Annotated in this window: 24 protein-coding genes, 1 pseudogene and 1 riboswitch; of the genes and pseudogenes, 15 read left to right on the top strand and 10 right to left on the bottom strand. The window is 71.1% G+C overall.

The window, feature by feature from the left end:
• The first annotated feature begins 45 nt into the window (after positions 1-45).
• From ACIRDU_RS35055 to ACIRDU_RS35025, 7 genes and pseudogenes are all read left to right on the top strand, one after another.
• Positions 46-981, top strand: coding sequence for a MurR/RpiR family transcriptional regulator (locus ACIRDU_RS35055; protein ID WP_403587452.1), 936 nt, complete (start codon positions 46-48; stop codon positions 979-981).
• Positions 982-1,027: 46 nt separating this feature from the next.
• A complete protein-coding gene (gene murQ, locus ACIRDU_RS35050; protein WP_403587449.1) occupies positions 1,028-1,960 on the top strand; it encodes an N-acetylmuramic acid 6-phosphate etherase in 933 nt (310 codons plus the stop codon).
• Positions 1,961-2,342: 382 nt separating this feature from the next.
• Positions 2,343-2,504 (top strand): annotated as a pseudogene (locus ACIRDU_RS35045) (transcriptional regulator); the annotation flags it as partial.
• Positions 2,478-2,594, top strand: a complete 117-nt coding sequence (locus ACIRDU_RS35040; RefSeq protein ID WP_403587671.1) for a DUF397 domain-containing protein — start codon at positions 2,478-2,480, stop codon at positions 2,592-2,594. The pseudogene ACIRDU_RS35045 and the gene ACIRDU_RS35040, both read left to right, overlap by 27 nt.
• Positions 2,595-2,800: 206 nt before the next feature.
• A complete protein-coding gene (locus tag ACIRDU_RS35035) occupies positions 2,801-3,652 on the top strand; it encodes a hypothetical protein (protein ID WP_403587447.1) in 852 nt (283 codons plus the stop codon).
• Between the two features lie 59 nt (positions 3,653-3,711).
• On the top strand, positions 3,712-4,392 hold the full coding sequence (locus ACIRDU_RS35030; RefSeq protein ID WP_403587444.1) for a Uma2 family endonuclease: 681 nt from the start codon (positions 3,712-3,714) through the stop codon (positions 4,390-4,392).
• 14 nt (positions 4,393-4,406) lie between these two features.
• Complete coding sequence (locus tag ACIRDU_RS35025) at positions 4,407-4,976, top strand: hypothetical protein (protein WP_403587442.1); 570 nt, start codon at positions 4,407-4,409, stop codon at positions 4,974-4,976.
• 9 nt (positions 4,977-4,985) lie between these two features.
• Here the strand turns inward: ACIRDU_RS35025 and ACIRDU_RS35020 are convergent, their stop codons facing one another.
• The 6 genes from ACIRDU_RS35020 to thrC all read right to left on the bottom strand — a co-directional run bounded on the left by ACIRDU_RS35020 (position 4,986) and on the right by thrC (position 12,321).
• Complete coding sequence (locus ACIRDU_RS35020) at positions 4,986-6,542, bottom strand: carboxylesterase/lipase family protein (RefSeq protein WP_403587440.1); 1,557 nt, start codon at positions 6,540-6,542, stop codon at positions 4,986-4,988.
• A gap of 89 nt (positions 6,543-6,631) precedes the next feature.
• Entirely contained in the window at positions 6,632-7,756 is a 1,125-nt protein-coding gene (locus ACIRDU_RS35015; RefSeq protein ID WP_403587438.1) for an NADH:flavin oxidoreductase, read from the bottom strand.
• Positions 7,757-7,963: 207 nt separating this feature from the next.
• Positions 7,964-9,586: a chaperonin GroEL gene (gene groL, locus ACIRDU_RS35010; protein WP_403587435.1), complete on the bottom strand. Its 1,623-nt coding sequence runs from the start codon at positions 9,584-9,586 to the stop codon at positions 7,964-7,966.
• 392 nt (positions 9,587-9,978) lie between these two features.
• The gene (locus tag ACIRDU_RS35005; protein ID WP_010035953.1) at positions 9,979-10,182 is read right to left on the bottom strand and encodes a cold-shock protein; all 204 of its coding nucleotides are present in this window, start codon (positions 10,180-10,182) and stop codon (positions 9,979-9,981) included.
• A 446-nt stretch (positions 10,183-10,628) separates the two neighbouring features.
• Positions 10,629-10,904 carry a MoaD/ThiS family protein gene (locus tag ACIRDU_RS35000; RefSeq protein ID WP_003991133.1) on the bottom strand — a complete coding sequence of 92 codons (276 nt, stop codon included), beginning with the start codon at positions 10,902-10,904 and terminating at the stop codon, positions 10,629-10,631.
• A 130-nt stretch (positions 10,905-11,034) separates the two neighbouring features.
• A complete protein-coding gene (gene thrC / locus ACIRDU_RS34995; protein WP_403587432.1) occupies positions 11,035-12,321 on the bottom strand; it encodes a threonine synthase in 1,287 nt (428 codons plus the stop codon).
• Positions 12,322-12,339: 18 nt separating this feature from the next.
• Positions 12,340-12,495: riboswitch (SAM riboswitch) on the bottom strand.
• 155 nt (positions 12,496-12,650) lie between these two features.
• Here thrC and ACIRDU_RS34990 point away from each other — a divergent pair.
• The 3 genes from ACIRDU_RS34990 (at position 12,651) to otsB (ending at position 15,896) form a co-directional block, all read left to right on the top strand.
• A complete protein-coding gene (locus ACIRDU_RS34990; protein ID WP_403587429.1) occupies positions 12,651-13,595 on the top strand; it encodes a glucosyl-3-phosphoglycerate synthase in 945 nt (314 codons plus the stop codon).
• Between the two features lie 73 nt (positions 13,596-13,668).
• Positions 13,669-15,057, top strand: coding sequence for a trehalose-6-phosphate synthase (locus ACIRDU_RS34985; RefSeq protein ID WP_403587426.1), 1,389 nt, complete (start codon positions 13,669-13,671; stop codon positions 15,055-15,057).
• A gap of 8 nt (positions 15,058-15,065) precedes the next feature.
• Positions 15,066-15,896 (top strand): trehalose-phosphatase, encoded by an 831-nt coding sequence (otsB, locus tag ACIRDU_RS34980; protein ID WP_403587668.1) that lies wholly within the window; start codon positions 15,066-15,068, stop codon positions 15,894-15,896.
• A gap of 118 nt (positions 15,897-16,014) precedes the next feature.
• On the opposite strand, the gene ACIRDU_RS34975 is transcribed toward otsB, so the two are convergent.
• Both ACIRDU_RS34975 and ACIRDU_RS34970 read right to left on the bottom strand, forming a co-directional pair.
• On the bottom strand, positions 16,015-16,260 hold the full coding sequence (locus tag ACIRDU_RS34975; RefSeq protein ID WP_403587424.1) for a DUF3263 domain-containing protein: 246 nt from the start codon (positions 16,258-16,260) through the stop codon (positions 16,015-16,017).
• A 35-nt stretch (positions 16,261-16,295) separates the two neighbouring features.
• Positions 16,296-17,549, bottom strand: a complete 1,254-nt coding sequence (locus ACIRDU_RS34970) for an extracellular solute-binding protein (protein ID WP_403587421.1) — start codon at positions 17,547-17,549, stop codon at positions 16,296-16,298.
• A 133-nt stretch (positions 17,550-17,682) separates the two neighbouring features.
• Here ACIRDU_RS34970 and ACIRDU_RS34965 point away from each other — a divergent pair, with 133 nt between their 5' ends.
• The 3 genes from ACIRDU_RS34965 (at position 17,683) to ACIRDU_RS34955 (ending at position 20,885) form a co-directional block, all read left to right on the top strand.
• Complete coding sequence (locus ACIRDU_RS34965) at positions 17,683-18,624, top strand: ROK family protein (protein ID WP_403587420.1); 942 nt, start codon at positions 17,683-17,685, stop codon at positions 18,622-18,624.
• Positions 18,624-19,835: an N-acetylglucosamine-6-phosphate deacetylase gene (gene nagA / locus ACIRDU_RS34960; RefSeq protein WP_403587417.1), complete on the top strand. Its 1,212-nt coding sequence runs from the start codon at positions 18,624-18,626 to the stop codon at positions 19,833-19,835. The genes ACIRDU_RS34965 and nagA overlap by 1 nt, the downstream gene beginning before the upstream one ends.
• A gap of 120 nt (positions 19,836-19,955) precedes the next feature.
• Positions 19,956-20,885 carry a 1-phosphofructokinase family hexose kinase gene (locus ACIRDU_RS34955; protein WP_403587415.1) on the top strand — a complete coding sequence of 310 codons (930 nt, stop codon included), beginning with the start codon at positions 19,956-19,958 and terminating at the stop codon, positions 20,883-20,885.
• A 9-nt stretch (positions 20,886-20,894) separates the two neighbouring features.
• Here the strand turns inward: ACIRDU_RS34955 and ACIRDU_RS34950 are convergent, their stop codons facing one another.
• Positions 20,895-21,827: a CBM35 domain-containing protein gene (locus tag ACIRDU_RS34950; protein ID WP_403587413.1), complete on the bottom strand. Its 933-nt coding sequence runs from the start codon at positions 21,825-21,827 to the stop codon at positions 20,895-20,897.
• Positions 21,828-21,945: 118 nt separating this feature from the next.
• A complete protein-coding gene (cdgB, locus tag ACIRDU_RS34945) occupies positions 21,946-23,604 on the bottom strand; it encodes a diguanylate cyclase CdgB (protein WP_403587410.1) in 1,659 nt (552 codons plus the stop codon).
• Positions 23,605-23,942: 338 nt separating this feature from the next.
• Between cdgB and ACIRDU_RS34940 the strand changes: the two genes are divergently transcribed.
• A complete protein-coding gene (locus tag ACIRDU_RS34940; RefSeq protein ID WP_403587407.1) occupies positions 23,943-24,527 on the top strand; it encodes a flavin reductase family protein in 585 nt (194 codons plus the stop codon).
• Between the two features lie 46 nt (positions 24,528-24,573).
• Positions 24,574-25,041, top strand: a complete 468-nt coding sequence (locus tag ACIRDU_RS34935; RefSeq protein WP_403587404.1) for a GNAT family N-acetyltransferase — start codon at positions 24,574-24,576, stop codon at positions 25,039-25,041.
• The last annotated feature ends 90 nt before the right edge of the window (positions 25,042-25,131 follow it).

Genomic DNA, 25,131 nt, shown 5'->3' with positions numbered 1-25,131 from the left:
TGCGCACTCTTGACCCCGACGCCGCTCCGAAAATATCTTTCAATCGTGACCCGATACGTGAAGGAAATTTTCGCCAGTGAGCGTGGCGGGCCCTCCGGGGCGAGCGGCACCCCGCCCGCCCCCGCCGCCCTCGCGGCCAAGGTCCGCACGCTGGGCCCGTCGATGACGCGTTCCATGCAGCGCGTCGCCGAGGCCGTCGCGGGCGACCCGGCCGGCTGTGCGGCCCTCACGGTCACCGGCCTCGCCGAACTCACCGGCACCAGCGAGGCGACCGTCGTACGCACCGCCCGCCTGCTGGGCTATCCGGGTTACCGCGACCTGCGCCTGGCCCTCGCCGGCCTCGCCGCGCAGCAGCAGTCGGGCCGCGCCCCCGCCATCACGACGGACATCGCCGTGGACGACCCGATCGCCGACGTGGTCGCCAAGCTCGCCTACGACGAGCAGCAGACCCTCGCCGACACCGCCGCCGGCCTCGACACCGTCCAACTGGGCGCGGCCGTCACCGCGCTGACCACGGCCCGCCGCACCGACGTGTACGGCGTCGGCGCGTCCGGTCTGGTCGCCCAGGACCTCACGCAGAAGCTGCTGCGCATAGGGCTGATAGCGCACGCCCACAGCGACCCGCACCTCGCCGTCACCAACGCCGTGCAACTGCGCGCGGGCGACGTCGCGATCGCCATCACGCACTCCGGGTCGACCGGAGACGTCATCGAGCCGCTGCGGGTCGCCTTCGAGCGCGGTGCGACGACGGTGGCGATCACCGGCCGCCCGGACGGCCCGGTCACGCAGTACGCCGACCATGTCCTCACCACGTCCACCGCACGCGAGAGCGAACTGCGCCCGGCGGCCATGTCATCCCGAACCGGTCAGCTCCTCGTGGTGGACTGCCTGTTCGTGGGGGTGGCGCAGCGGACGTACGAGACGGCGGCGCCGGCGCTCTCGGCGTCGTACGAGGCGTTGGCCCACCGGCATCGTTCCTGAGGCAGCCGCCCCGCCCAGCACCGGAAAGACACGGAAAGAGCCGTCCATGACCTCCACCTCCCACCCCCGTGATCTCAGGACCGAGTTGGAGTCCCTGACCACCGAGGCCTTCCGGCCGGAACTCGCGGACATCGACCGGCTGCCCACCCTCGACATCGCGCGGCTGATGAACGGCGAGGACGCCACCGTGGCCGGGGCGGTCGCCGCCCGGCTGCCCCAGATCGCCGCCGCGATCGACGCCGTGGCGGAGCGGATGGCCCGCGGCGGCCGCCTCCTCTACGCGGGCGCGGGAACCGCGGGCCGGATGGGCGTCCTGGACGCCTCCGAGTGCCCGCCCACCTTCAACACCGACCCCTCCCGGGTCGTCGGCCTGATCGCGGGCGGCCCGGACGCCGTGGTCACCTCGGTCGAGGGGGCGGAGGACTCCCGGGAACTGGCCAAGACGGACCTGGAGCGCCTCGCCCTGACCCCCGACGACACGGTGGTCGGCATCTCCGCCTCCGGCCGCACCCCGTACGCCATCGGCGCCGTCGAACACGCCCGCGACCACCGCTCCCTCACCATCGGCCTCGCCTGCAACCCCGACAGCCCGCTCGCGGCCGCCGCCGACCACGGCATCGAGATCGTCGTGGGCCCCGAACTGCTCACCGGCTCCACCCGCCTGAAGGCCGGCACGGCGCAGAAGCTCGTCCTCAACATGCTCTCGACGATCACGATGATCCGGCTGGGCAAGACCTACGGGAACCTGATGGTCGACGTCCGCGCCTCGAACGACAAGCTCCGCGCCCGCTCCCACCGCATCGTCGCCCTCGCCACCGGCGCCCCCGACGAGGAGATCGAACGGGCTCTGACCGCCACGGACGGCGAGGTGAAGAACGCGATCCTGACCCTCCTGGCCGATGTGGACGGCCCGACGGCGGCCCGCCTGCTGGAGGAATCCCACGGGCACCTGCGGGCCGCCCTGGCGGCGCGCGACTGAGCCGTCACGCCCCCACGCCCCCACGACCACCCGCCGCTCGTCCTCGATGGGCGGTCCGGCCCGAGGACGTGGGGGCGACTGCGGAATGCCCGCCGCTCATGTCGAGGTTGCGCACCACGACCGGCAGCGTGCGCCGCCGCCGGATGGCGTGATGCACCGCCGTGTACAGGATCACCAGCGTGAGTGGGCGGCGAAGACGGCAAGGACGGCCACCATTACGTCACCGTGACTTCGGCTCCCGGTTGACCTGCCGCACGCGAGCCCGCAGGGTCTCCCGCACGGGCGACGAGCGCAGCACGTCAGTGAGTTGCTCGGCCGTCCGCCGGATTCCTGGCCATACACGGCGTTCCGACAACCCCATGTGTGCGACAGGGAGTTGCCCATGCCCCGAGCCAGGGACCTCGACCCGTCCTCCTCCCCTCGAGCCCTCCTGGGCGCCGAGCCGCGCCACGCCCGCGAGAAGGCCGGCCTCAGCCAGGAGGAACCGGGCCAACGGCTGTTCGTGAGCGGGTCGTTCATCGGGCAACTGGAGATCCCCGTCCGCGACTCCAAGAACCCCCACGGCCCGAAGCTCGTGTTCCGGGCCACGGCTTGGGCCGCGTTCGTCGAGAACCTCAAGGACGAAACGGCCTGAGCTTCGGGAGCCGGGCTTCGAGCTCTCTTTCAAGGAACGGGTGGAGGGCTCAACCCACCCTCCCACCCGGCGAGTTGACGCGACGCGTCCGGCTTGCCACGGACAGTCACGTACCTCTAACGTTCCTGGACAAGCAACAGCCCCCGCCCGGTGCGCCAACACCTGCGGGGGCTTAACCAACGGCATCGAAAAACAGGTTCGATCCCATGGCTGAGTCCCAGCTTAGTGCTGCCGCCCCGTGCGCGCACCCGATGGCCAACCCCGGCTACGGCAAGCGCTCCACCCCCGACCAACTCCCCCGCGCCAACCACGACTTCGCCCACCTCCCACCCCGCGAAGCCGCCATCGCCGCCTACCTCGACCGGCTCCCCGACGGCGCCGACATCTCGGTGAAGACGCTGGCCAAGCAGCTCCCGTACGGCCAGTGCGCCCTTGGCACCGCCCTCAACCGCCTCCAGCAGGCAGGCCACCTGCGCCGAGGCCGGGAGTGCGTGACGGCAGACGACGGCAGCTCCCGCTGGATCACCCGAACGTGGTTCACCCGCACCGCTCGGGATGACGACTGGTGGGCCGCCTTCACCCGCGGCGACGTACCGCGGCAGGCAGCGCGCCCCACCCGCTCCCGGGCCCACATCCTCCTGGCCGCCCTCGGCCGCACGGCCCCCGTGCTGTCCCTCTCCCAGGCCGACTGCGCGGCACTCGCCCCACTCGTGACTGACTGGTTCGCGCGGGGCGCCTCGGAGGACGACGTACTGCGTGCACTCACGGCCGGCCTGCCGACACCCGTCCACCACCCTGCCGCCCTGGTCCGCAACCGCCTGACCAGCAAACTCCCGCCTCCACCCGCCCCACGCCCGCCCCTACGGGTCCTGGAGTGCGCGAACTGCGGCGCGCCGGGGCGTCCGGAAACCCTGCCAGGGGGCCGTTGCAGCGCCTGCCGGGGCGAACGTACCCCCGCGCAACCCCCCGCGCCCCTGTCCGACCCCACGGTCCACGCCCACGCGGCCCAGATCCGCGCTGCGATGTCCCGACGACGACAAGAGAGGGCACACACATGACGGCTCCTACGGTCCGGCGCCACCAGCCCGGGGCACGATGGAGGGAAGGAGGCGAAGCCATGACCCGAGACACGACCGACCGCCCGCAGATGGATGTCGAGGCCTTCGACGAACTCGTGAGCAGGGCTCCGAGGGAGATCCGGAACAGGCTGGAGTTCCTGGGCGGGCGACTGTGCATCCGGCACGGCCCGCTCGACGTGGACGAGTTCGAGGAGCTTGCCGCGGTAGCGCCCGAGACGGTGCGGCTCGAGTACATCAATGGAAAGGTAGAGGTCAAAGCTGTGCCGGACGGCAACCACCGCTCGATCTTCATGTGGCTGCTGCGCCAGTGCATGCAACACCGGCCTGACCTGGACCTCGTGCCCGAGTCCGGTGTCAAGGCCGAGGCCTACCGCAAGGGCCGCGCTCGCACGGACGGGACTCTGGTGCCAGTGGACCACTTCCGAGGCGATGGCGAGTGGTCGGACCCCGACGGATCCCTGATGGCCGTGGAGATCACCTCCCACGACCGCGACACCGATCAACGCGACCGCATCGACAAGCCCGTCGGCTACGCAGCGGCCGACATCCCCGTCTACCTCCTCATCGACCGCGACAACAACACACTCACCGTCCACAGCGAACCGAAAGACGGCCGCTACCAGCAGATCTCCCGACACCCCTGGGGCGCCACCGTCGAGCTGCCCGCCCCCGTGAACATCACCCTGGACACCGAGAAGCTCAAGGACTACGCCGACTGAGGACAATGGGCACCATGAACCACGCCCAGCTGACCGCCCTAGGCCGCGCCCTCCGACTCCTCGGCGAGCACGGGGAGGCCCTCACCGCCGACACCCCGGACGCCAAGCTGCACGAGGTCAAGGCCGACCTGAAGCGCGCGCTGGACCTGCTGGAGGAGAGCGTCTCGAACGCGGCGCCCAGCACCCGCTGCCCCGAGCACCCGAACGGCCCCGTGGACGAGGCCGCCCCCGACCTGTGCCTGCTGTGCGAGACGCGGCGCAGGGCCGCCCGCCGGAACGAGTTCAACGGCCCGGCCCCCCAGTACCAGCCCACCGAACCCGTCCCGTCCCGCTACGGCGTACGCGGCGACCGCCCCCAGCCCCAGCAGCGCTGGCTTGCGGAGCTGTGGAACGGCCAGACCTGGCAGCTGTGCGGGACCCCGCGCCGGGACCGCCGCGAGGCCGAACTCTTCATCAACGCCCAGCGCAAGGCTCCCCGGGCCGCCATGGCGTACCGGCTGGTGCACGAGTTCACCGACTACGAGGTGCTGCGGGTGTGGGGGACGCCGGTGAAGGTGGACATCGAGCCGATGGGCAACCTCTGACCGGCCGGGCTACAGCAGGGGCAGGGGCAGGAACTCGTACCCCTCCCACAGCCGCCGCGACCGCTCCTCCGGATACGCCGTGACCACCGGCTCCGCGTCCAGCACCTGCACCAGCCGCCGCTCGTCGTCGTACGCCGGCCAACCCGGGTCGCCCGTCCTCGCGAACGCCGTCCAGGACGCGCGGAAGCGGGACGACAGCGAAAGCGCCTCGGCGGACGGCTCCACGCCCGCGAACAGCAGAAGCCCCAGGTCCGCCCCGTACGTGCCGAACAGCAGCGGGATGTCCAGGCCGTGGCAGGCACCGAGCGCACCGCCGTTGCCGGGGGCCGGCCAGGTCAGTTCGTAGAGGTGCGCGCTGCCGCCGCCCGCGCGCTGGGCCTCGGCCAGGTGCAGGGACGGCATGTTGAACAGCCAGTCCGTCTGGACGCGTTCGTAGAGCTCGCTCGGGGAGGCATCGGGGAAGGCGGCGCGGTAGGCCTGTTCGCCGTCGGGTCCAGGGGCGAAGAGGCGCAGGGCCGAGACCGCCCTCTCGTCGGTGATCTGGCCCAGTTGGCCCGCCATGGCGATGAAGAGCCGGTACTCGTCGCGGTTGTGGCCGACGAGGAGGTCGACGTCCTTCGCCGAGCCGGCCGCCAGCGCCTGCCACGGCATGGTGGGCAGGACCTCGCCGTCGACCACCGGGGAGAAGGGCGTGACCGTGGGCGCCGCCTGGCCCCAGCGGTCGACGTACTGGAGCATCTTGGCGCTCAGCGTCTCACCGGCCGAGGTCAGTCGGTGCGGAGCGATCGTCGAGAGGTCGGCGACCGTGGGGCGCAGGCCCACCTCCGCGGCGAGGGCGGCGCCGATGTCCCGGGCCAGCGCGTCGGAGAAGAACGTCCCCGGCACGCTCTGCGCGATCGCCCGCCGGAACAGACCGGCGGTGCGCGGCATGGAGAGCAGCGAGGCGACCGAACCGGCACCGGCCGACTCACCGAAGACCGTGACCTGGTCGGGGTCGCCGCCGAACGCCTCGATGTTGTCCCGCACCCACTCCAGGGCTGCCACCTGGTCGAGCAGTCCGCGGTTGGCGGGAGCGCCCTCGATGAAGGCGAAACCCTCCATGCCCAGGCGGTAGTTGAGGGACACGACCACCACGTCGCCGTCGGTGGCGATGTGCCGGGCGTCGTAGCCGGGGCTGCCGGAGTGGCCGAGCTTGTAGGCGCCGCCGTAGATCCACACCATCACCGGGCGGCGGGCCGCCGGGTCGGGCTCGGGCGTCCAGACGTTGACCGTGAGCCACTCGTCGCCCTCGGGCACGTCGAGCAGGCCCGGGCCGCCCAGGTTGCCGAGGTCCTGCGGGGGCGGCGGGCCGAAGGCGTGGGCGTCCCGTATGCCGTCCCAGGCGGGGGCGGGGCGCGGGGCCATGAAGCGGGCCTCGCCCACCGGGGGTGCGGCGAACGGGATGCCGCGGAAGACCGCGAGCCCCGCCTCCCTGCGGCCCCGGACCGCACCGGTGGTCGTACGGACCACCGGTGCGGGCTCGTTCGAAGGGCCGCCCGTCGGCGGGCGGGACTCGGTCGTCGTCATCTGGATCTCCTCGCGGGATGCCGGTGAACAGGCGCCCGGTCAGTGTCCGTGACTGACGCAAGCAGATCCAGAGCCTCAGGTGACGGGTGTCAGCTGAGGGTCTTCAGCGACGCCGGGTTGTACGGCGCCAGGTCCTCGAGGCGGCCGTCGAGGACCTTCCGGGCCCACTCCGGGTCCTGGAGCAGGGCGCGGCCGACGGCGACCATGTCGAACTCGTCGCGCTCAAAGCGGTCGAGGAGGTTGTCGAGGTCGCCCAGTTCGGCACCCTGGCCCTGGAAGGCCTTGATGAAGTCGCCGTTCAGGCCGACCGAGCCGACGGTGATGGCGGGCTTGCCGGTGAGCTTCTTGGTCCAGCCGGCCAGGTTGAGGTCGGAGTCGTCGAACTCGGGGAGCCAGTAGCGGCGGGTGGAGGCGTGGAAGGCGTCGACGCCGGCCGCCGCGAGCGGGGTCAGGATGGCCTCCAGCTCCTCGGGCGTCTCGGCGAGGCGGGCGTCGTAGGCCTCCTGCTTCCACTGGGAGTAGCGGAAGATGACGGGGAAGTCTGCGGAGACGGTCTCGCGGACGGCCGCGACGATCTCCTCCGAGAGCTTGGCGCGGGCGACCCGGTCGCCGCCGTAGGCGTCGGTGCGGCGGTTGGTGCCCTCCCAGAGGAACTGGTCGAGCAGGTAGCCGTGGGCGCCGTGGAGCTCCACGCCGTCGAAGCCGATGCGCTCGGCGGCGGCCGCGGCCTCGGCGAACGCGCCGATGACGGCGTCGATGTCGGCCTGGGTCATGGCCTTGCCGGTGGGCTCGCTCGCGCCGATGCGCAGGCCGGAGGGGCCGACGGCGGGGGCGTCGGCGACGGGCGGCTCGCCCTGGTTGCGGACCATGCCGATGTGCCAGAGCTGCGGCACGATCGTGCCGCCCGCGGCGTGCACCGCCTCGGCGACCTTCGCCCAGCCCGCGAGCTGCTCATCGCCGTGGAACCGGGGCACGCGGTCGCTCTGGCCGGCCGACTCGTGGCCGACGTAGGTGCCCTCGGTGACGATCAGGCCGACTCCGGCGGCGGCGCGGCGCGCGTAGTACGACACGACGTCATCACCGGGCACACCGCCCGGGGAGAACATGCGGGTCATCGGTGCCATCGCGATCCGGTTCGGAACGGTCAGGCCGCCCAGCGATACGGGCCGGGACAGGATTTCGGCGGCGCGGGAAGCGGAGGCGGCGACTGTCACGTGGGGGCTCACTTTCGGATACCGGCAGGTATGTGCATGCGCATAGGACAACACCTTCAACCATCGGGCCCCGCCCGGGCCATCCCACCCCCGCTGTGATCCCGGACACGCGCCCCGGCCGCACCCCGGACACGCCCGAGGGCGGTACCTCCTGCCGGAACAGGAGGTACCGCCCTCGGTAAGGACGTTGATCAACCGTCAGGTCGATCAGAAGTCCATGTCACCGCCCGGCATGCCGCCGCCGGCGGGCGCGGCGGCCTTCTCCGGCTTGTCGGCGATGACGGCCTCGGTGGTGAGGAACAGCGCGGCGATGGAGGCGGCGTTCTGCAGCGCGGAACGGGTCACCTTCGCCGGGTCGATGATGCCCTCGGCGATCATGTCGACGTACTCACCGGTCGCGGCGTTCAGGCCGTGGCCGACCTGGAGGTTGCGGACCTTCTCCACGACGACGCCGCCCTCGAGACCACCGTTGACGGCGATCTGCTTCAGCGGGGCCTCCAGCGCGAGCTTCACGGCGTTGGCGCCGGTCGCCTCGTCACCGTCGAGCTCCAGCTTCTCGAAGACCTGGGAGGCCTGGAGCAGGGCCACGCCACCACCGGCGACGATGCCCTCCTCGACGGCCGCCTTGGCGTTGCGCACGGCGTCCTCGATGCGGTGCTTGCGCTCCTTGAGCTCCACCTCGGTGGCGGCACCGGCCTTGATGACCGCGACACCGCCGGCGAGCTTCGCCAGGCGCTCCTGCAGCTTCTCGCGGTCGTAGTCCGAGTCGCTGTTCTCGATCTCGGCGCGGATCTGGTTGACCCGGCCCTGGACCTGCTCGGCGGAGCCGGCACCGTCGACGATGGTGGTCTCGTCCTTGGTGATGACGACCTTGCGGGCCTTGCCCAGCAGGTCGAGCGTGGCGTTCTCCAGCTTGAGGCCGACCTCCTCGGAGATCACCTCGCCGCCGGTGAGGATGCCGATGTCCTGCAGCATCGCCTTGCGGCGGTCGCCGAAGCCCGGGGCCTTGACGGCGACGGACTTGAAGGTGCCGCGGATCTTGTTGACGACCAGGGTCGACAGGGCCTCGCCCTCGACGTCCTCGGCGATGATCAGCAGCGGCTTGCCCGACTGCATGACCTTCTCCAGGAGCGGGAGCAGGTCCTTGACGTTGGAGATCTTGGAGTTCGCGATCAGGATGTACGGGTCGTCGAGGACGGCCTCCATACGCTCCATGTCGGTGGCGAAGTACGCCGAGATGTAGCCCTTGTCGAAGCGCATACCCTCGGTGAGCTCCAGCTCCAGACCGAAGGTCTGGGACTCCTCGACGGTGATGACGCCTTCCTTGCCGACCTTGTCCATGGCCTCGGCGATGAGCTCGCCGATCTGGGTGTCGGCGGCGGAGATGGAGGCCGTGGAGGCGATCTGCTCCTTGGTCTCGACGTCCTTGGCCTGCTCCAGCAGGGCGGCGGAGACGGCCTCGACGGCACGCTCGATGCCGCGCTTGAGGGCCATCGGGTTGGCGCCGGCGGCTACGTTGCGCAGGCCCTCCTTGACCAGGGCCTGGGCGAGCACGGTCGCGGTGGTCGTACCGTCACCGGCGACGTCGTCCGTCTTCTTGGCGACTTCCTTGACCAGCTCGGCGCCGATCTTCTCGTACGGGTCCTCGAGCTCGATCTCCTTGGCGATGGAGACACCATCGTTGGTGATCGTGGGCGCGCCCCACTTCTTCTCGAGGACGACGTTGCGGCCCTTGGGGCCGAGCGTCACCTTCACGGCGTCCGCGAGCTGGTTCATGCCGCGCTCGAGGCCGCGCCGCGCCTCCTCGTCGAACGCGATGATCTTGGCCATGTGAAGTGGTCCCTCCAGGACTGGGGGTGATTACTTCGGACCGCGCCCGCGCCCGCGACGGACGGCCCCGACCGGCTGGTTCCTTGCCCCATCCGGTCCGTGGGCCTCACCGACCCGGTCCTTACGTTGTCACTCTCACCTTCAGAGTGCTAACGCAATGATTAGCACTCGACCCCCGAGAGTGCAAGGCACGCTCGCGTAGCGAGTGCTCGTTGTGGGGTGGCGGTCGGGTGACGGGCGGGCGCATGCGCCTCCCGGGGACGCGCGAGGCCGTCAGCCGCCCGCGAACGCCGCCGGCCAGGCCCTTCGAACACGCGGAAGGGCCCGCACCCCGGGGGGGTACGGGCCCTTCTGAGAAGACCGGTCGCTTGAGCGTTGGTCGTGGTGCGCGTTCAGGCAGAGACGCGAACCATGTCGGCCTGCGGTCCCTTCTGGCCCTGCGAAATCTCGAACTCGACCCGCTGGCCCTCTTCAAGGGTGCGGTAGCCGTCCATCTGAATCGCGCTGTAGTGGACGAAAACATCCGCACCACCGTCGACCGCGATGAAGCCGTACCCCTTCTCCGCGTTGAACCACTTGACGGTGCCCTGAGCCATGCCTAACTCCCCTATTACTGGCCCTTGCACAGATCCACACTTCGCGGACCCGGGTCAGACCTCACCCCCCACGGTTGGGGGCGTGCGCCGGAACGCGTCGACCGCGGCTGAATGTATCTGTCCAACTGCCGTCTGCAACAGGTCAATCGGACGAGAATTCTGGACGCGCAGGGTCCGGAATGTGGGGAGAGTTCGCCTGAATTCAGGGCAAGTCGGGCTCCACAAAGGGAACAAAAGCCGCGAAAGACGCGCACACTTTGGCTACATCTTGTCGGACTCGCGGCAGGAATTCAGGGTTCCGATCAACGGATCGGGATCGCGTTCCCCAACTGTACCCCGCTCAACCACACAGAATTGCCCCCTCCGCTTCTCTCACGGAGGGGGCAATTCAATAAACTCTCAGTGACCGTCGTTACCCAAGGTAACAATCAAGCCGGTCGACCGGTTCAGCCGCCGGCGACGGCGGGAATGATCGACACGCCGGCACCGTCCGGCGTCGCCGTCTCCAGCCCCTGTTCGAACCGCACGTCGTCGTCGTTGACGTAGACGTTGACGAACCGGCGCAGTTTGCCCTGGTCGTCCAGCACCCGGGCGGCGATCCCGGTGTGGTTCTTCTCCAGATCGGCGATGACCTCGCCGAGATTCGCCCCCTCGGCGGCGACCTCGGCCTGCCCGCCGGTGTAGGTGCGCAGGATGGTGGGGATGCGAACGGTGACGCTCATCGGACATGTCCTCCGGTTCTTTTTGAGCTACGGCTTGGGGCGCGCCCTCAGGCGCGCGGGGCTGTGTCTATGTGCGGCTCCGCCGCGTGGGCGCGACCGGCCCCCACCGGCCCGCGGCGAACGACGACACTCAGACGAGCCCGGCCTCACGGAACGAATCGAGGCTCGGACGGATGGTCGCGGTAAGCCCCGTGCCCGCCACCGCATCCAGCGTCTTCAGACCATCCCCGGTGTTGAGCACGACAGTGGTCTTGGTGGGGTCGAGCACCCCGCTCTCGATCAACTTGCGCGTCACACCCACCGTCACACCACCGGCGGTCTCCGCGAAGATCCCCTCGGTCCGCGCAAGGACCTTGATCGCCTCGACGACCTGCTCGTCGTTCACATCCTCCACCGCACCACCGGTCCGCCGCGCGATGTCCAGCACGTAGGGCCCGTCCGCCGGGTTGCCGATGGCGAGGGACTTGGCGATGGTGTCCGGCTTCTGCGGGCGGACCACGTCGTGCCCGGCCTTGAACGCCGTCGACACCGGCGAGCAGCCCTCGGCCTGCGCGCCGAAGATCTTGTACGGCTTGTCCTCGACCAGACCGAGCTTGATCAGCTCCTGAAGACCCTTGTCGATCTTCGTGAGCTGCGAGCCGGAGGCGATCGGCACGACGATCTGGTCCGGCAGCTGCCAGCCGAGCTGCTCGCAGATCTCGTACGCGAGGGTCTTGGAACCCTCCGCGTAGTACGGCCGCAGGTTGACGTTGACGAAGCCCCAGCCCTCGCCGGCCGGGTCGCCGATCAGCTCGGAGCAGAAGCGGTTCACGTCGTCGTAGTTGCCCTCGATGCCGACGAGCTCACCGCCGTAGACAGCGGCCATGACGACCTTGCCCTGCTCCAGGTCGTGCGGGATGAAGACGCAGGAGCGGAAGCCGGCGCGGGCCGCGGCGGCACCCACCGCACCGGCCAGGTTGCCGGTGGAGGAGCAGGAGAGCGTGGTGAAGCCGAAGGCGCGGGCGGCCTCCAGGGCCTGGGCGACGACCCGGTCCTTGAAGGAGTGCGTCGGGTTGCCGGAGTCGTCCTTGACGAAGAGCTTGCCGGCGTCGACACCCAGCTCGCGCGCGAGGTTGTCGGCCTTGACGAGCTTGGTCCAGCCCGGGTTGATGTTCGGCTTGTCCGCCACGTCGGCCGGGACCGGCAGCAGCGGGGCGTAGCGCCAGATGTTCGCGGGGCCCGCTTCGATCTGCTTGCGGAGTTCCTCGGTGTCGTAGGCCGAGAAGTCGTAGGCGATCTCCAGCGGGCCGAAACACTCCTCGCAGGCGAAGACCGGGCCGAGGGGTACGCGGTGACCGCACTCGCGGCAGCTCAGCGCGGCGGCGGGGCCGAGGTCTACGGTGGAGTCAGTGGTGCTTGCAACAGTCTGCACAGCCATGTGAGGCGAGGCCCTTTCTCCTCATCTTCCTCACGACGCATCTCGCCGTGAGACGGATTTGGCACCTTCCCTAGCCGGGAGCCTCGCGCAGTGGTCGCCAGTGACCTACGAGTACCGACTGGAGGGTTGCCGGGGCTTCATCGGGCCGTTTCCCTCTGCCCCTCTGGATGAGCTGTATGTGGTTGTAGGCGGCGGGTGACCCCGGACATGCGATGGTCATCCGCGTTGTCCAAGACTGTAACCGACGACCAGGACAGTTGAGACAGTCGTCCGAACCGCGAGATGGATCACAGTCCGTCCCGCCTGGAGTACGCAGAGGAGCCGCCACGGTGCTGGAAGAAGTCGAGCGGTGGCTGAGCACCCGTTCCTGGTCAGTGAACGATCGCCCGCTCCACCGGATCCTGGCCGCCAAGCAGCGCACGGGGCAGACGGTCAGTGTCGTGCTGCCCGCGCTCAACGAGGAGGCGACGGTCGGTGACATCGTCGCCGTCATCCGCCACGACCTGATGCGGCAGGTCCCGCTCGTCGACGAGCTGGTCGTCGTCGACTCGGGGTCGACCGACCGTACGTCCGAGGTGGCCGCCGCCGCGGGCGCGCGGGTGGTGCACCGGGACGCGATACTCCCGCGCCTGCCGGCCGTGCCCGGCAAGGGCGAGGTGCTGTGGCGCTCGCTGCTCGTCACCCGCGGGGACGTCGTCTGCTTCGTCGACGCGGACCTCAGGGACTTCTCGTCCGACTTCGTGTCCGGGATCGTGGGCCCACTGCTCACCGAGCCGGACGTGAACCTGGTGAAGGCCATGTACGACCGTCCCCTGGCCGGCGCCACCGGGCAGGGTGGCCGGGTCACCGAGCTGATGGCGCGCCCGCTGCTCAACATGCACTGGCCGCAGCTGGCCGGCTTCGTGCAGCCGCTCGGCGGGGAGTACGCGGCCCGCCGCTCGCTGCTGGAGCGGCTGCCGTTCCCCGTCGGCTACGGCGTGGAGCTGGGCATGCTGGTCGACGCCCTGCACCTGGCGGGCCTGGACGCCCTCGCCCAGGTGGACGTGGGGGTGCGCAAGCACCGGCACCAGGACGGGCAGGCGCTGGGCCGGATGGCCGCCGCGATCTACCGCACGGCCCAGCTGCGGCTGGCCCGCGGGCATCTGGTCCGGCCGTCCCTGACCCAGTTCGAGCGGGGCGAGGACGGCTTCGAGCCGCGGACGTACTCCGTGGACACCGAGGAGCGTCCGCCGATGGTGGAGATCGCCGAGTACCAGGCGCGGAGGGCGGCCTGACCGGGGCCGTTTTCGGCCGGGCACGGCAGATCCGCACGTTTGAGCGTTTCCGGGCCGGGCTAGGTTGAGGCTTATGGCTTCAACGTACGGTGCTGCGCAGGTGCTGGTGGCCTCCAACCGGGGTCCCGTCTCGTACACGGTGGGCGAGGACGGTTCGCTGGCCGCCAAACGGGGCGGCGGCGGGCTGGTCTCCGGGCTCTCCGCGATCGGTTCGGACGCGGACGCGCTGTGGGTGTGCTCGGCGCTGTCCGACGGCGACCGGGAGGCGGTGAGGCGCGGCGTCGGCGAGGACGGCGTGCGGATGCTGGACATCCCGGCCGACGTGCACGCCGACGCGTACAACGGCATCGCCAACTCGGTCCTGTGGTTCGTTCACCACATGCTCTACCAGACGCCTCTGGAGCCGGTCTTCGACGCGGAGTTCCGGCGGCAGTGGGCGTCCTACGAGACGTACAACCGGGCGTTCGCGCAGGCGCTGGCCGAGGAGGCGGCGCAGGGCGCGGCGGTGGTGGTGCAGGACTACCACCTGACGCTGGTGCCGGGCATGCTCCGCGAGCTGCGGCCGGACCTGCGCATCGGGCATTTCTCGCACACGCCGTGGGCGCCGCCGGAGTACTTCCGGATGCTGCCGGACGACGTGGCGGGGCAGGTGCTGCGCGGCATGCTGGGCGCGGACCGGCTGGGCTTCCTCACCGAGCGCTGGGCGGACGCGTTCACCGCGTGCGCCGAGCGGTTCGCGGGCGGGCTCGGCGGCACCCGGGTCGGCGTGCACGGCCTGGGCGCCGACGCCGACTTCCTGCGCGCCCGATCGCACGAGCCGGACGTCGAGGAGCGGATGGCCGCGCTGCGGCAGGAGATCGGTGAGGGCCGCCGCACCATCGTCCGGGTCGACCGCACCGAGCTGTCGAAGAACATCGTGCGCGGCCTGCTGGCGTACCGCCGGCTGCTGGAGGCGCACGCCGAGTGGCGTGAGCGGGTCGTGCACGTCGCCTTCGCCTACCCGTCGCGGCAGGACCTCGCGGTGTACCGGGACTACACGGCCGAGGTGCAGCGGCTGGCGGACGAGATCAACGCCGAGTACGGCACGCCGGGCTGGACGCCGGTCGTGCTGCACGTGAAGGACGACTTCGCCCGCTCCCTGGCCGCGTACCGGCTGGCCGACGTGGCCCTCGTCAACCCCATCCGCGACGGCATGAACCTCGTCGCGAAGGAGGTGCCGGTCGTCTCCGACGCGGGCTGCGCGCTGGTGCTGTCGCGGGAGGCCGGGGCGTACGAGGAGCTCGGCGAGGACGCGATCACGGTGAACCCCTACGACGTGACGGGCACGGCGGCGGCCCTGCACGAGGCGCTGTCGATGCGCCCGGAGGAGCGGACCGAGCGCAGCAAGCGACTGGCAGCGGCGGCGACGGCACTGCCGCCGGCGCAGTGGTTCGTCGACCAGCTCGACGCGCTGAGGGGATGAGCAGCACGATGCCGGCGTCGCAGTCGCTGCCCACTCCCCGCACGAAGGCGGGCCAGGACGGGCTCGCCGCCCTTCTCGCGTGTCCCGGCAAGGCACTGATCGGGCTCGACTTCGACGGGACCCTCGCGCCGATCGTGGCCGACCCGGAGCGGGCCCGGGCCCACCCTCAGGCGCCGGCCGCGCTGGCCGCGCTCGCGCCGAAGGTGGCCGCCGTGGCGGTGATCACCGGCCGGCCGGCCGAGGTCGCGGTGCGCAACGGCGGCTTCGAGGGCGCGCCGGGTCTCGAGCACCTCGTCGTCCTCGGGCACTACGGCGCCGAGCGGTGGGAGGCCCGCAGCGGCAAGGTCACCGCCCCCGACCCGCACCCCGGCGTCGACGCCGTCCGCGCCGAGCTGCCCGGGCTGCTCGAAGGGAGCGGGACCTGGGTGGAGGACAAGGGCCGGGCCGTGGCGGTGCACACCCGCCGGGCCGCCGACCCGCAGGCCGCCTTCGAGGCCCTGCGCGAGCCGCTCACCGGCCTGGCGATCCGGCACGGCCTGATCGTCGAGCCGGGCCGCATGGTCCTCGAACTGCGCCCGCCCGGCATGGACAAGGGCGTCGCCCTCGCCGGTTTCGCCCGGGAGATCGGCGCCGGGTCCGTCCTCTACGGCGGCGACGACCTGGGCGACCTGCCCGCCTACGCCGCCGTCGACACCCTGCGCGCGGACGGCACCCCGGGCCTGCTGGTGTGCAGCGGCAGCGACGAGGTGACGGAGCTCAGGGAGCGGGCGGACCTGGTGGTGGACGGCCCGGAGGGCGTCGTACGGCTGCTGGCCGCGCTGGCGAACCGGATCGGCTGAAGGCGCGCCCCTGAGGGGCGCGGGACAGCATCGATATGCGGCTCCGCCGCGGGGCGTGAACAACCCCAACCCACCCCCGCACCCCCGCACCCTTCGACGGCCGGAAGCCCTACGGTCCTCAGCGTTCCGACCGACGCGTCTCCCGGACGCGCCGCAGCCGATTCACCGTCACCGGGTCATGGGCCAGAGCCCGGGCGTCGTCCAGCAGGGCATTGAGAAGCTGGTAATAGCGCACCGGGGCGAGCCCCAGCTCCTCACGTATGGCCCGCTCCTTCGCACCGGGCCCGGGGAAACCCCGGCGTTCGAGCGCGAGGATGTCCCGTTCCCTGCGCCCGAGCCCCTGCTCACCTGTGTCCTCGTCCATGCCCGGCACCGTAACGCCTGCCACCGACAGCGGAGCTACTCCGCGCTCTCCGCCCGGACCGCCGCCGCCTGGAGGTGGCCCAGGACGCCCGAGGGGCTGCCGCCGGGCGCGACGGCCTTGCCGATCTGCTGCTTGACCTGGGAACTGACGTCGGCCCAGGAGGTCTTGCCGACCGGGTAGAGCTCGGAGGCCAGCAGTTCCTCCAGGAACGGCCTGAGGTGCCGGTCCTCGTCGGAGGCGGCCATGGTGCCGGACGCGGAGGAGGTGACCGGCAGCAGGTCGTACTCGCGGGAGAAGGCCAGCACGTTCTTCTCGCTGTAGACGAAGTCGAGGAAGTCGCCCACCTGGTCGCGGTGGCCGTTCTTGCGGAACGCCGTCATCCAGTCGGTGACACCGAGCGTGGACCTGCTCGGGCCCTCCTTGCCCGGCGTGGGCACCATCCCGTACTTGACGCCGTTCTTGGCGGCGATCTTCATCAGCGAGGGGTGGCCGTTGAGCATGCCGACCTCGCCCTTGGCGAAGGCGGCGAACGCCGCGGCCCGGTTCAGCTCACCCGGCGCGACCGGCCCGGTCAGGTCCTTGCCGACCAGGTCGTTCTTCAGCCAGGAGAAGGTGTCGATGTTCTCCGGGGAGTCGATGCCGTAGCTGTCGACGCCGTCGGTGTAGCCGCCCCCGCCGCTGAGCATCCACTGCATGGTCTCGGCCTGCGCCTCCTCCGGGCCGAGGGGCAGCGCGTACGGGTACTTCACGCCCTTCGCCTTGAGCGCCTCGGCGTCCGCGGCCAGGTCGTCCCAGGACTCGGGCGGGGTGATGCCGGCCTTGGCGAAGAGGGTCTTGTTGTAGAAGAGCACGCGCGTGGAGGCGGCGAACGGCAGGCCGTACTGCACGCCCTTCACCTGGCCGGCGGAGGCCAGCTGCCCGACGAAGTCGGCCTGCGTACGTATGGAGAGCAGGTCGTCGGCCTTGTAGAGCTGATCCCGGGCGGCGTAGTCGGCGTACGCGCCGATCTGCGCCATGTCCGGCGGGTCACCGGCGGCGACCATCTCCCTGACCTTGCGGTCGACGTCGTTCCAGGAGTAGACGCTGACGTCGACCGTGACGTCGGGATGGTCGGCCTCGTACTCCTCGGCGAGCTTGTCCCAGTACTTCTTCGAGCTGTTGGCCGCGCTGTCGCCGTAGTCGGCGGCGACCAGCTTCAGGGTCACGTCACCCGGACCGCCCGTGACGCCGCAGCCGCCGAGGACCGCCGTCATGCCCAGTGCGGACACCACCGCGATCGTTCCTGCCATCCGCCGCCGCTGCACCGCTGCTCTTCCCCAACCCCGGCGTCACCGCCGCCGAAACATTTCGATATCCGGAACAAGGTCTACACCACGTGAGTGGACTAGACCTCTTGCGGGGTCCCGGGTCACACTGTTCTCCGTGAGACATGTCATCGCCCTCGACGTGGGCGGCACCGGAATGAAGGCCGCACTGGCCGGGCCGGGGGGCGAGGTGGTGCACCGGGCCCGCCGGGCCACCCGACGCGCCCAGGGGCCGGACGCCGTCGTCGCGGGCATCCTCGACTTCGCCGCCGAGCTGCGCGCGTACGGCGCCGAGCGCTTCGGCACGCCCGCGTCCGCCGCCGGTGTGGCCGTCCCGGGCATCGTCGACGAGGCGCACGGCGTCGCGGTCTACGCGGCCAACCTCGGCTGGCGCGACGTCCCCCTGCGCGACCTGCTGACGGAGCGACTGGGCGTCCCGGTGGCCCTCGGCCACGACGTGCGCACCGGCGGCCTCGCCGAGGGCCGGGTCGGCGCGGGCCGGGGCGCGGACCGGTTCCTGTTCGTGGCCCTGGGCACCGGCATCGCGGGCGCCATCGGCGTCGACGGCCGGGTCGAGGCGGGCGCGCACGGCTTCGCGGGCGAGATCGGCCACATCGTCGTACGCCCCGGCGGGGCGCCCTGCCCGTGCGGGCAGCGCGGCTGCCTGGAGCGCTTCGCCTCGGCGGCGGCCGTGAGCGAGGCCTGGGCCGCGGCCTCGGGCGACCCGGGTGCGGAGGCGGCGGACTGCGCGAAGGCGGTGGACTCCGGCGACCCGAAGGCGGCGGCGGTCTGGCAGCAGGCGGTGGACGCCCTGGCCGACGGCCTGGTCACGGCCCTGACGTTGTTGGATCCACGCACTTTGATCATCGGTGGTGGCCTGGCGGAAGCGGGCGAAACCCTGTTCACACCCCTGCGGGAAGCGATCCGCAGTCGCATCACCTTCCAGAAGCAGCCGTCGATCGTCCCCGCGGCGCTGGGCGACGGCGCCGGTTGCCTGGGGGCGGGCCTGCTGGCCTGGGATCTTCTGGCATCGACCGACCGTTCGGAGGAAACCACCTGATGACGGATGCCCCAGGGGCGCGGGGAACTGCGCGACCAGCCATCACGCACCCGCACCCCGCAACGCCGGGAACCCCCACGGTCCTCACCGGAGCGACCGTGGTCCTCCCCACGGAAACAGTCACAAACGGCCGGGTCGTCGTCAACGGCACTCGCATCGCCGCCACCGCCCCGGAAAACGCCCAGGTCATCGACGCAGCCGGCCACTACGTCATCCCCGGCTTCGTCGACCTCCACAACCACGGCGGCGGCGGAGCCTCCTTCACCTCCGGCTCGGTCGACGACATCCTCAAGGGCATCCACACCCACCGCCTGCACGGCACGACCACCCTGGTCGCCTCCACCGTCACCGGCGACATGGACTTCCTCACCCGGCGCGCCGGCCTGCTGAGCGAACTGGCCGAGCAGGGCGAGATCGCCGGCGTCCACTTCGAGGGCCCGTTCATCTCCCCCTGCCGCAAGGGCGCCCACTCCGAGGCTCTCCTGCGCGACCCGCACCCCGCGGACGTCCGCAAGCTGATCGACGCGGCCCGGGGCCGGGCGAAAATGGTCACCCTGGCCACGGAACTCCCCGGCGGCCTGGACTCCGTACGCCTCCTCGCCGACCACGGCGTGATCGCGGCGATCGGCCACACGGACGCCACGTACGAGCAGACGGTGGAGGCCATCGACGCGGGCGCCACGGTCGCCACCCACCTCTTCAACGCGATGCCCCCGCTCGGCCACCGCTCCCCCGGCCCGATCACGGCCCTGCTGGAGGACGACCGGATCACGGTCGAGCTGATCAACGACGGCACGCACCTGCACCCCGCCGCGCTCCAGCTGGCGTTCCACCACGCGGGAGCGGACCGCGTCGCGTTCATCACGGACGCGATGGACGCGGCCGGTTTCGGCGACGGACGCTACTGGCTGGGCCCGCTGGAGGTGGAGGTCGCGGACGGCGTGGCCCGTCTGCTGGAGGACGGCACGATCGCCGGTTCGACCCTCACCCTGGACCGCGCGTTCAAGCGAGCGGTCACGGTCGACGGCCTGTCCGTCGAGGACGCGGTGACGGCTCTGTCCGCCACCCCGGCCCGTCTCCTCGGCCTGGCCGACACGATCGGCTCACTGGAGCCCGGAAAGTACGCCGACCTGCTGCTGCTGGACTCCGCATACGACCTGAAGGGCGTCATGCGCCGGGGCGAATGGGTGGTCCCTCCCCAACTGGGCTGATCCATCCCGCCGTCGAGAGACGGTGGCCGACTCCAGGACTGGGCCGACCGCCGTCTCTTTGGCATGATCGGGCTACCTGCACGTTCATGTCGACAAGCACATCGGGGGAGGTCGGCCCAGGTGATCCTCACGGTCACGCTGAACACCGCTCTCGACATCACCTACCGCGTACGGTCCCTCAGGCCGCACACCTCCCACCGCGTCTCCGAGGTGACGGAACGCCCCGGCGGCAAGGGCGTCAACGTGGCCCGGGTCCTCGCGGCCCTCGGGCACGAGGTGACGGTGACGGGATTCACGGGCGGGGCGACGGGCCGGGTCGTGCGGGAGAAGCTCGCGGCGGTACCGGGCGTGGTGGACGCACTCGTCCCGCTCTCCGGGGCGACCCGCCGCACCATCGCCGTGGTCGACGAGCGCACCGGCGACACCACCCAGCTGAACGAACCGGGCCCGACGGTCCTGCCCTCCGAATGGTCGGCCTTCCAGGAGGCCTACGAGGACCTGCTCCCCGCGGCATCGGCGGTGGCCCTGTGCGGCAGCCTGCCGCCGGGCGTCCCGGTGGGCGCGTACGCGGGCCTGATACGGACGGCCAGGTCCGCCGGGATCCCGCTTCTCCTCGACACGAGCGGCGAGCCGCTGCGCCGGGGCGTCGCGGCCCGCCCGGACATCATCAAGCCGAACGCCGACGAACTGGCGGAACTGACGGGCTCCCACGAACCCCTGCGCGCCACGCAGGACGCCCGCCGCCGGGGCGCGGGCGCCGTGGTCGCGTCCCTGGGCCCCGAAGGCCTCCTCGCCGCCACCCGGGAAGGCCGCTGGCGCGCCACCCCGCCGACCTCGCTACGAGGCAACCCGACGGGCGCGGGCGACGCGGTGGTAGCGGGCCTGCTCTCGGGCTTGGTGGAACACCTCCCCTGGCCGGACCGCCTGGCCCGGGCGACGGCCCTCGCGGCAGCGACGGTGCAGGCACCGGTGGCGGGGGAGTTCGACCGGGGGGTGTACGAGGGGCTGCTGGGGAGGGTGACGGTTTCGGGGGAGGTCAGCGCGGCCTGAACGGAGTCGTCACTTCTTCAGCCAGAGCTGGTCGAGAACCGCGTCGCACTGGTTGCCCTCGTTGCAGGCAAGCTCGATCGTGTTGGTGCCCTTGGTCAGGGTGACCGGAGCCCAGGAGGTCTGCCAGCCCTTTTCCCAGTCGCCCTTCGGTGAGCCGATGAAGTTCTTCAGGCCCATGGGCTGGGTGTTCGCCTTGCCGTTCACCAGCAGCGTCGCATTGGCGTCGACACCAGGAATGCTGTAACGGGCATACAGCCGGTAGTCGCCGGCCTTCTCGATGCCGTCGACCGTCCAGGTCACCTTGGCGCCGACCTGGTTGAAGCCCGTCACATAGACCCCGCCGTCGGCCTTCGCGCCCTTGAACTCGGACGCCGTCGTCATGCCGGGGCTGAGCCGCAGGGCCTTCGCGTCGGTCTCCGGGAGATCCTGCTTGGCCGCGCCGGCCCTGCTGGCCGACGGGCTCGGCTTCGATTCCTGGGACTGGGTCGGGGTCGTGCCCGTCTCGTTGGCCGCGTCGCCCTTGTCCTTGTCGCCGCCCAGCATGGCCACGCCGATGCCGATGACGACCGCGGCGACCACCGCGATCGCGCCGATCAGGAGGCCCTTGGTGTTGGGGCCGCGGCCACCCCGGCCGCCGCCCGCCGGGGTCGCGTGCTGCGCGGTCTGCGCACCACCCGGCAGCGTCTCCGGCGCCGCGTAGTGCGCGCTCGGCTGGCTGTATGCGCCCTGCTGCTGCGGGACCTGGCCGTACGGCGCCGTCTGCGCGTGCTGCGGCTGCTGGCCGTACTGGCGCGTGCCGACCGCTCGCACCCGGTTGACCGAGTTCGGGTAGCCGTAGCCACCGGACGGCGGCTGGGCTCCGTTGGCCTGCCCGTCGGCGTAGAGATAGCCGAACGGGTCGTCGTCCTCGGGCGTGCTCGCGCCGTTGTTGCCGGGCGTCATCCCTTGGTCTCCTCAGTCAGGTGCGGTGCATGCGGTACGGGTCGTGAGAACGCGAGCCTACCCGCTCCCAGGGACCCAAACGGGTGACTCAGACCGCATCAACGCGCTGACCTAGGGTTCACCCCGCGCGTCTGTGTTGTTTGGGACGAGATCGTTTCTCGACGTACATCCGCTCGTCAGCGGATTTCAACACTTCGTCCGCCGTCATTCCACAGTGTGCCCATCCGATGCCGAAACTGGCGCCCACCCGGACGGCCCGCCCCTCGGCGCGGATGGGCTGGATGATCTCGTTTCGGAGCCGGACCGCGAGGTCCTGTGCGTCGGCGCGGCCGAGCCCGTCGGCCAGGATGACGAATTCGTCACCCCCGAGCCGGGCGACCGTGTCCCCGTCGCGGACGCCGTTGCTCAGCCGCCGGGCGACCTCGATGAGAACCGCGTCACCCGCGTTGTGCCCGAACCGGTCGTTGATCGACTTGAAGCCGTCGAGGTCGCAGAAGAGCACGGCGAGGCCCTTGGTGCCGTCGTCGTGATCCCCGTCCGGGGCGACGGTGTGCACATGGTGGTCGTAGGCGTCGTACGGCTCGATGCCCTGCCGGAAGTCGAAGCCGGGCCCGACCACGTCGAAGGCCGGATGGCCGTAGGCCGCGTCGACGGACTCCGCGTCGGTGCGCGGGGATGACGCGCGTTGACAGAGCCGGGCGGACAGGCGGGAGCGCAGCTCCGCGGAGTTCGGCAGGCCGGTCAGCGAGTCGTGCGAGGCGCGGTGGGCGAGCTGAAGCTCGCGGCGCTTGCGCTCCTCGATGTCCTCGACGTGGGTGAGGAGGAAACGGGGCCCGTCGGCGGCGTCCGCGACGACGCTGTTGCGCAGGCTGACCCACACGTAGGTGCCGTCCCGGCGGCCGAGGCGGAGCTCAGCGCGTCCGCCCTCCGCCGAGGTGCGCAGCAGGGTGCCTATGTCCTCGGGGTGGACCAGGTCGGAGAACGAGTAGCGGCGCATCGCGGAGGCGGGGCGGCCCAGCAGCCGGCACAGGGCGTCGTTGGTGCGCAGGATCCGGCCGTGCTGGTCGCCGCCCATCTCGGCGATGGCCATGCCGGACGGCGCGTACTCGAAGGCCTGCCTGAAGCTTTCCTCGCTCGCCCGCAGCGCCTGCTGCTCGCGCTCCAGGCGGACGAGCGCGCGCTGCATGTTGGCGCGCAGCCGGGCGTTGCTGATCGCGATGGCGGCCTGAAAGGCGTACATCTGGAGCGCCTCGCGGCCCCACGCTCCGGGGCGGCGGCCGTTGCGCGGCCGGTCCACGGAGAGCACGCCGATCAGCTCACCGCAGCCCGCGCTGCGCTGCGGGCCCGGCGCGTACATGGGGGCGAAGAGCCGGTCGGCCGGGTGCCACTCGTCCTCGAAGCGGGGGGCGGGGCCGTCGGTGTACCACTGCGGGACGTCGTCGTCGTCGAGGACCCAGCCCTCGGTGTGCGGTATGAACACCAGGTCGCCCCAGTGCTCACCCATGCCGAGGCGGCGTTCCCAGGAGTCGCGCGAGCCGACGCGGCCGGTGATGAGGGCCTCGGCGGCGGGGTTCCCGGCGAAGGCCGCGACGACGAGGTCGCCGTCCGGCCGTACGAGGTTCACGCACGCCAGCTCGTACCCGAGGGCCGCCACGACGCCCTCCGCGACGGTCTGCAGTGTGTCCGCCAGGCTGCGGGCCGTGTTCATGTCGGCCATGACCTGGTGCAGTTGTCGCAGGGACGCAAGACGGACGTAGGGCTCCGACTCGGTCTCCATGCTCGCCCTCCCCCCGAGTACTCGCAGCGATTCAAGGGTTCTCGTCGGCGTATCGTCCTGGCAGCTTCCCCGCCACTGAATCACAGCGCGCTGCTCACTCGGTACACAGGGTCAACAATTCCTGCCCCTTGTGACTCAAGTCACAGGCAAAGCTGAACAATTGAGTGGAGTTTCTGCGTTCTTCACGTGCGGCTACCGAACGCAGACTTTGTCAGGTTGCGCACAGGTATTTCCGTCGTGCCCGTCGGCGGGCCGCGGAGGTCCGTCGGGAGTCCTAAGACCGTGATCGGGCGGGAGTCCGATGCGGGTCCTGCGCGGCGGCGATTAGCGTTCCGGGTGTGCCGAACACTCCCGCTGCCACGTCCCCGATCATTCCGTCGCCAGCCTCCGGGCATGCTGAGGGGGTGAGCAACGACGAGTTCCGCGCCGCCATGTCCCGGCTGGCCTCGGGCGTGGTCCTGGTGACCGCGCAGGAGCCATCGCTCGACCCGGACGACCCCTCGGCGCCGGATGTCGAGGACGTGGGCATGACGGCCACGGCCTTCATGTCGGTGTCCCTGGACCCGCCCCTGGTGCTGGTGAGCCTGCGTGAGGGCTCCCGCATGGACGAGCTGCTGGAGGAGCAGGACCAGTGGGCGGTCTCGGTCCTCTCCGAGAGCCAGCGGCACATCGCGGGCCGCTTCGCGATGAAGGGCCGCGTCAGCGACCGCCTGCTGTTCGCCGACATCCCGTACACGCGGGGCGAGTACACCCACGCCCCGCTGGTCGGCGGCGCCCTGGCCGTCCTGGAGTGCCGCACCGAGCAGCGCGTCCGGGCGGGCGACCACACGCTGGTCATCGGCCGCGTCCTGACGGCCCGGGTGCCGAGCGCGGACGGCGGCCCCCTGACGTACTTCCGGGGCCGTTACCGGCAGTTGGGCTGAGGAAAGCCGCTGGCCCGGGCACGGACCGCCTGCCTAGGGTGCGCGCATGACCACGACCGGCCCGCGCCTCGAAGAGATCACCCCCGCGAACCTCGACGCCGCCCTCGGCATCCACGTCCGCCCCGACCAGGAACACGCGGTCGCCCCGGTCGTGAAGTCGCTCGCCGAGGCGTACGTCCATCCCGGCATCGCCTGGCCCCGCCTGATCGTCGACGGCGACCGCCCGGTCGGCTTCCTCATGGCCTGCCTGGACATCGACTGGTACGGGGACGGCAGCGACATCCGTTCGGGCCTGTGGCGGCTGAACATCGCGGCCGGGGAGCAGGGCAAGGGGTACGGCCGTTTCGCCGTCGAGTCGGTGGCCGAGGAGCTGCGCCGGCGCGGCACCAAGAAGTTCTACGTCACGTGGCACCCGGGCCCGACCGGCCCCGAGGGCTTCTACCTGGGCCTCGGCTTCCACCCGGACGGCGAGAACAGCGGGGGTCAGACGGTAGGGGTGCTGGAGCTGGACTAAAGGGTGTTGCAGAAGGCTTTGCGGCGGGCATTTTGCCTGTATGGGTGGGGTGTTGAGGGCTGAGCCGGTGTGGGTGGAGACGTTCACGGG

Source organism: Streptomyces sp. NPDC093598 (genome assembly GCF_044764825.1).
GTDB lineage: Bacteria > Actinomycetota > Actinomycetes > Streptomycetales > Streptomycetaceae > Streptomyces.
Note: the sequence above shows the minus strand (reverse complement) of the source record. Positions and strands in the feature narration are given on the sequence as shown.

Bases quoted from the DNA above. Each gene is read 5' to 3' on its own strand.
- murQ (WP_403587449.1), top strand. From the start codon at position 1,028: ATGACCTCCACCTCCCACCCCCGTGATCTCAGGACCGAGTTGGAGTCC.
- ACIRDU_RS35035 (WP_403587447.1), top strand. From the start codon at position 2,801: ATGGCTGAGTCCCAGCTTAGTGCTGCCGCCCCGTGCGCGCACCCGATG.
- ACIRDU_RS35030 (WP_403587444.1), top strand. From the start codon at position 3,712: ATGACCCGAGACACGACCGACCGCCCGCAGATGGATGTCGAGGCCTTC.
- ACIRDU_RS35025 (WP_403587442.1), top strand. From the start codon at position 4,407: ATGAACCACGCCCAGCTGACCGCCCTAGGCCGCGCCCTCCGACTCCTC.
- ACIRDU_RS35020 (WP_403587440.1), bottom strand. From the start codon at position 6,542: ATGACGACGACCGAGTCCCGCCCGCCGACGGGCGGCCCTTCGAACGAG.
- groL (WP_403587435.1), bottom strand. From the start codon at position 9,586: ATGGCCAAGATCATCGCGTTCGACGAGGAGGCGCGGCGCGGCCTCGAG.
- ACIRDU_RS35005 (WP_010035953.1), bottom strand. From the start codon at position 10,182: ATGGCTCAGGGCACCGTCAAGTGGTTCAACGCGGAGAAGGGGTACGGC.
- ACIRDU_RS35000 (WP_003991133.1), bottom strand. From the start codon at position 10,904: ATGAGCGTCACCGTTCGCATCCCCACCATCCTGCGCACCTACACCGGC.
- thrC (WP_403587432.1), bottom strand. From the start codon at position 12,321: ATGGCTGTGCAGACTGTTGCAAGCACCACTGACTCCACCGTAGACCTC.
- ACIRDU_RS34985 (WP_403587426.1), top strand. From the start codon at position 13,669: ATGGCTTCAACGTACGGTGCTGCGCAGGTGCTGGTGGCCTCCAACCGG.
- otsB (WP_403587668.1), top strand. From the start codon at position 15,066: ATGCCGGCGTCGCAGTCGCTGCCCACTCCCCGCACGAAGGCGGGCCAG.
- ACIRDU_RS34975 (WP_403587424.1), bottom strand. From the start codon at position 16,260: ATGGACGAGGACACAGGTGAGCAGGGGCTCGGGCGCAGGGAACGGGAC.
- ACIRDU_RS34970 (WP_403587421.1), bottom strand. From the start codon at position 17,549: ATGGCAGGAACGATCGCGGTGGTGTCCGCACTGGGCATGACGGCGGTC.
- nagA (WP_403587417.1), top strand. From the start codon at position 18,624: ATGACGGATGCCCCAGGGGCGCGGGGAACTGCGCGACCAGCCATCACG.
- ACIRDU_RS34950 (WP_403587413.1), bottom strand. From the start codon at position 21,827: ATGACGCCCGGCAACAACGGCGCGAGCACGCCCGAGGACGACGACCCG.
- cdgB (WP_403587410.1), bottom strand. From the start codon at position 23,604: ATGGAGACCGAGTCGGAGCCCTACGTCCGTCTTGCGTCCCTGCGACAA.
- ACIRDU_RS34935 (WP_403587404.1), top strand. From the start codon at position 24,574: ATGACCACGACCGGCCCGCGCCTCGAAGAGATCACCCCCGCGAACCTC.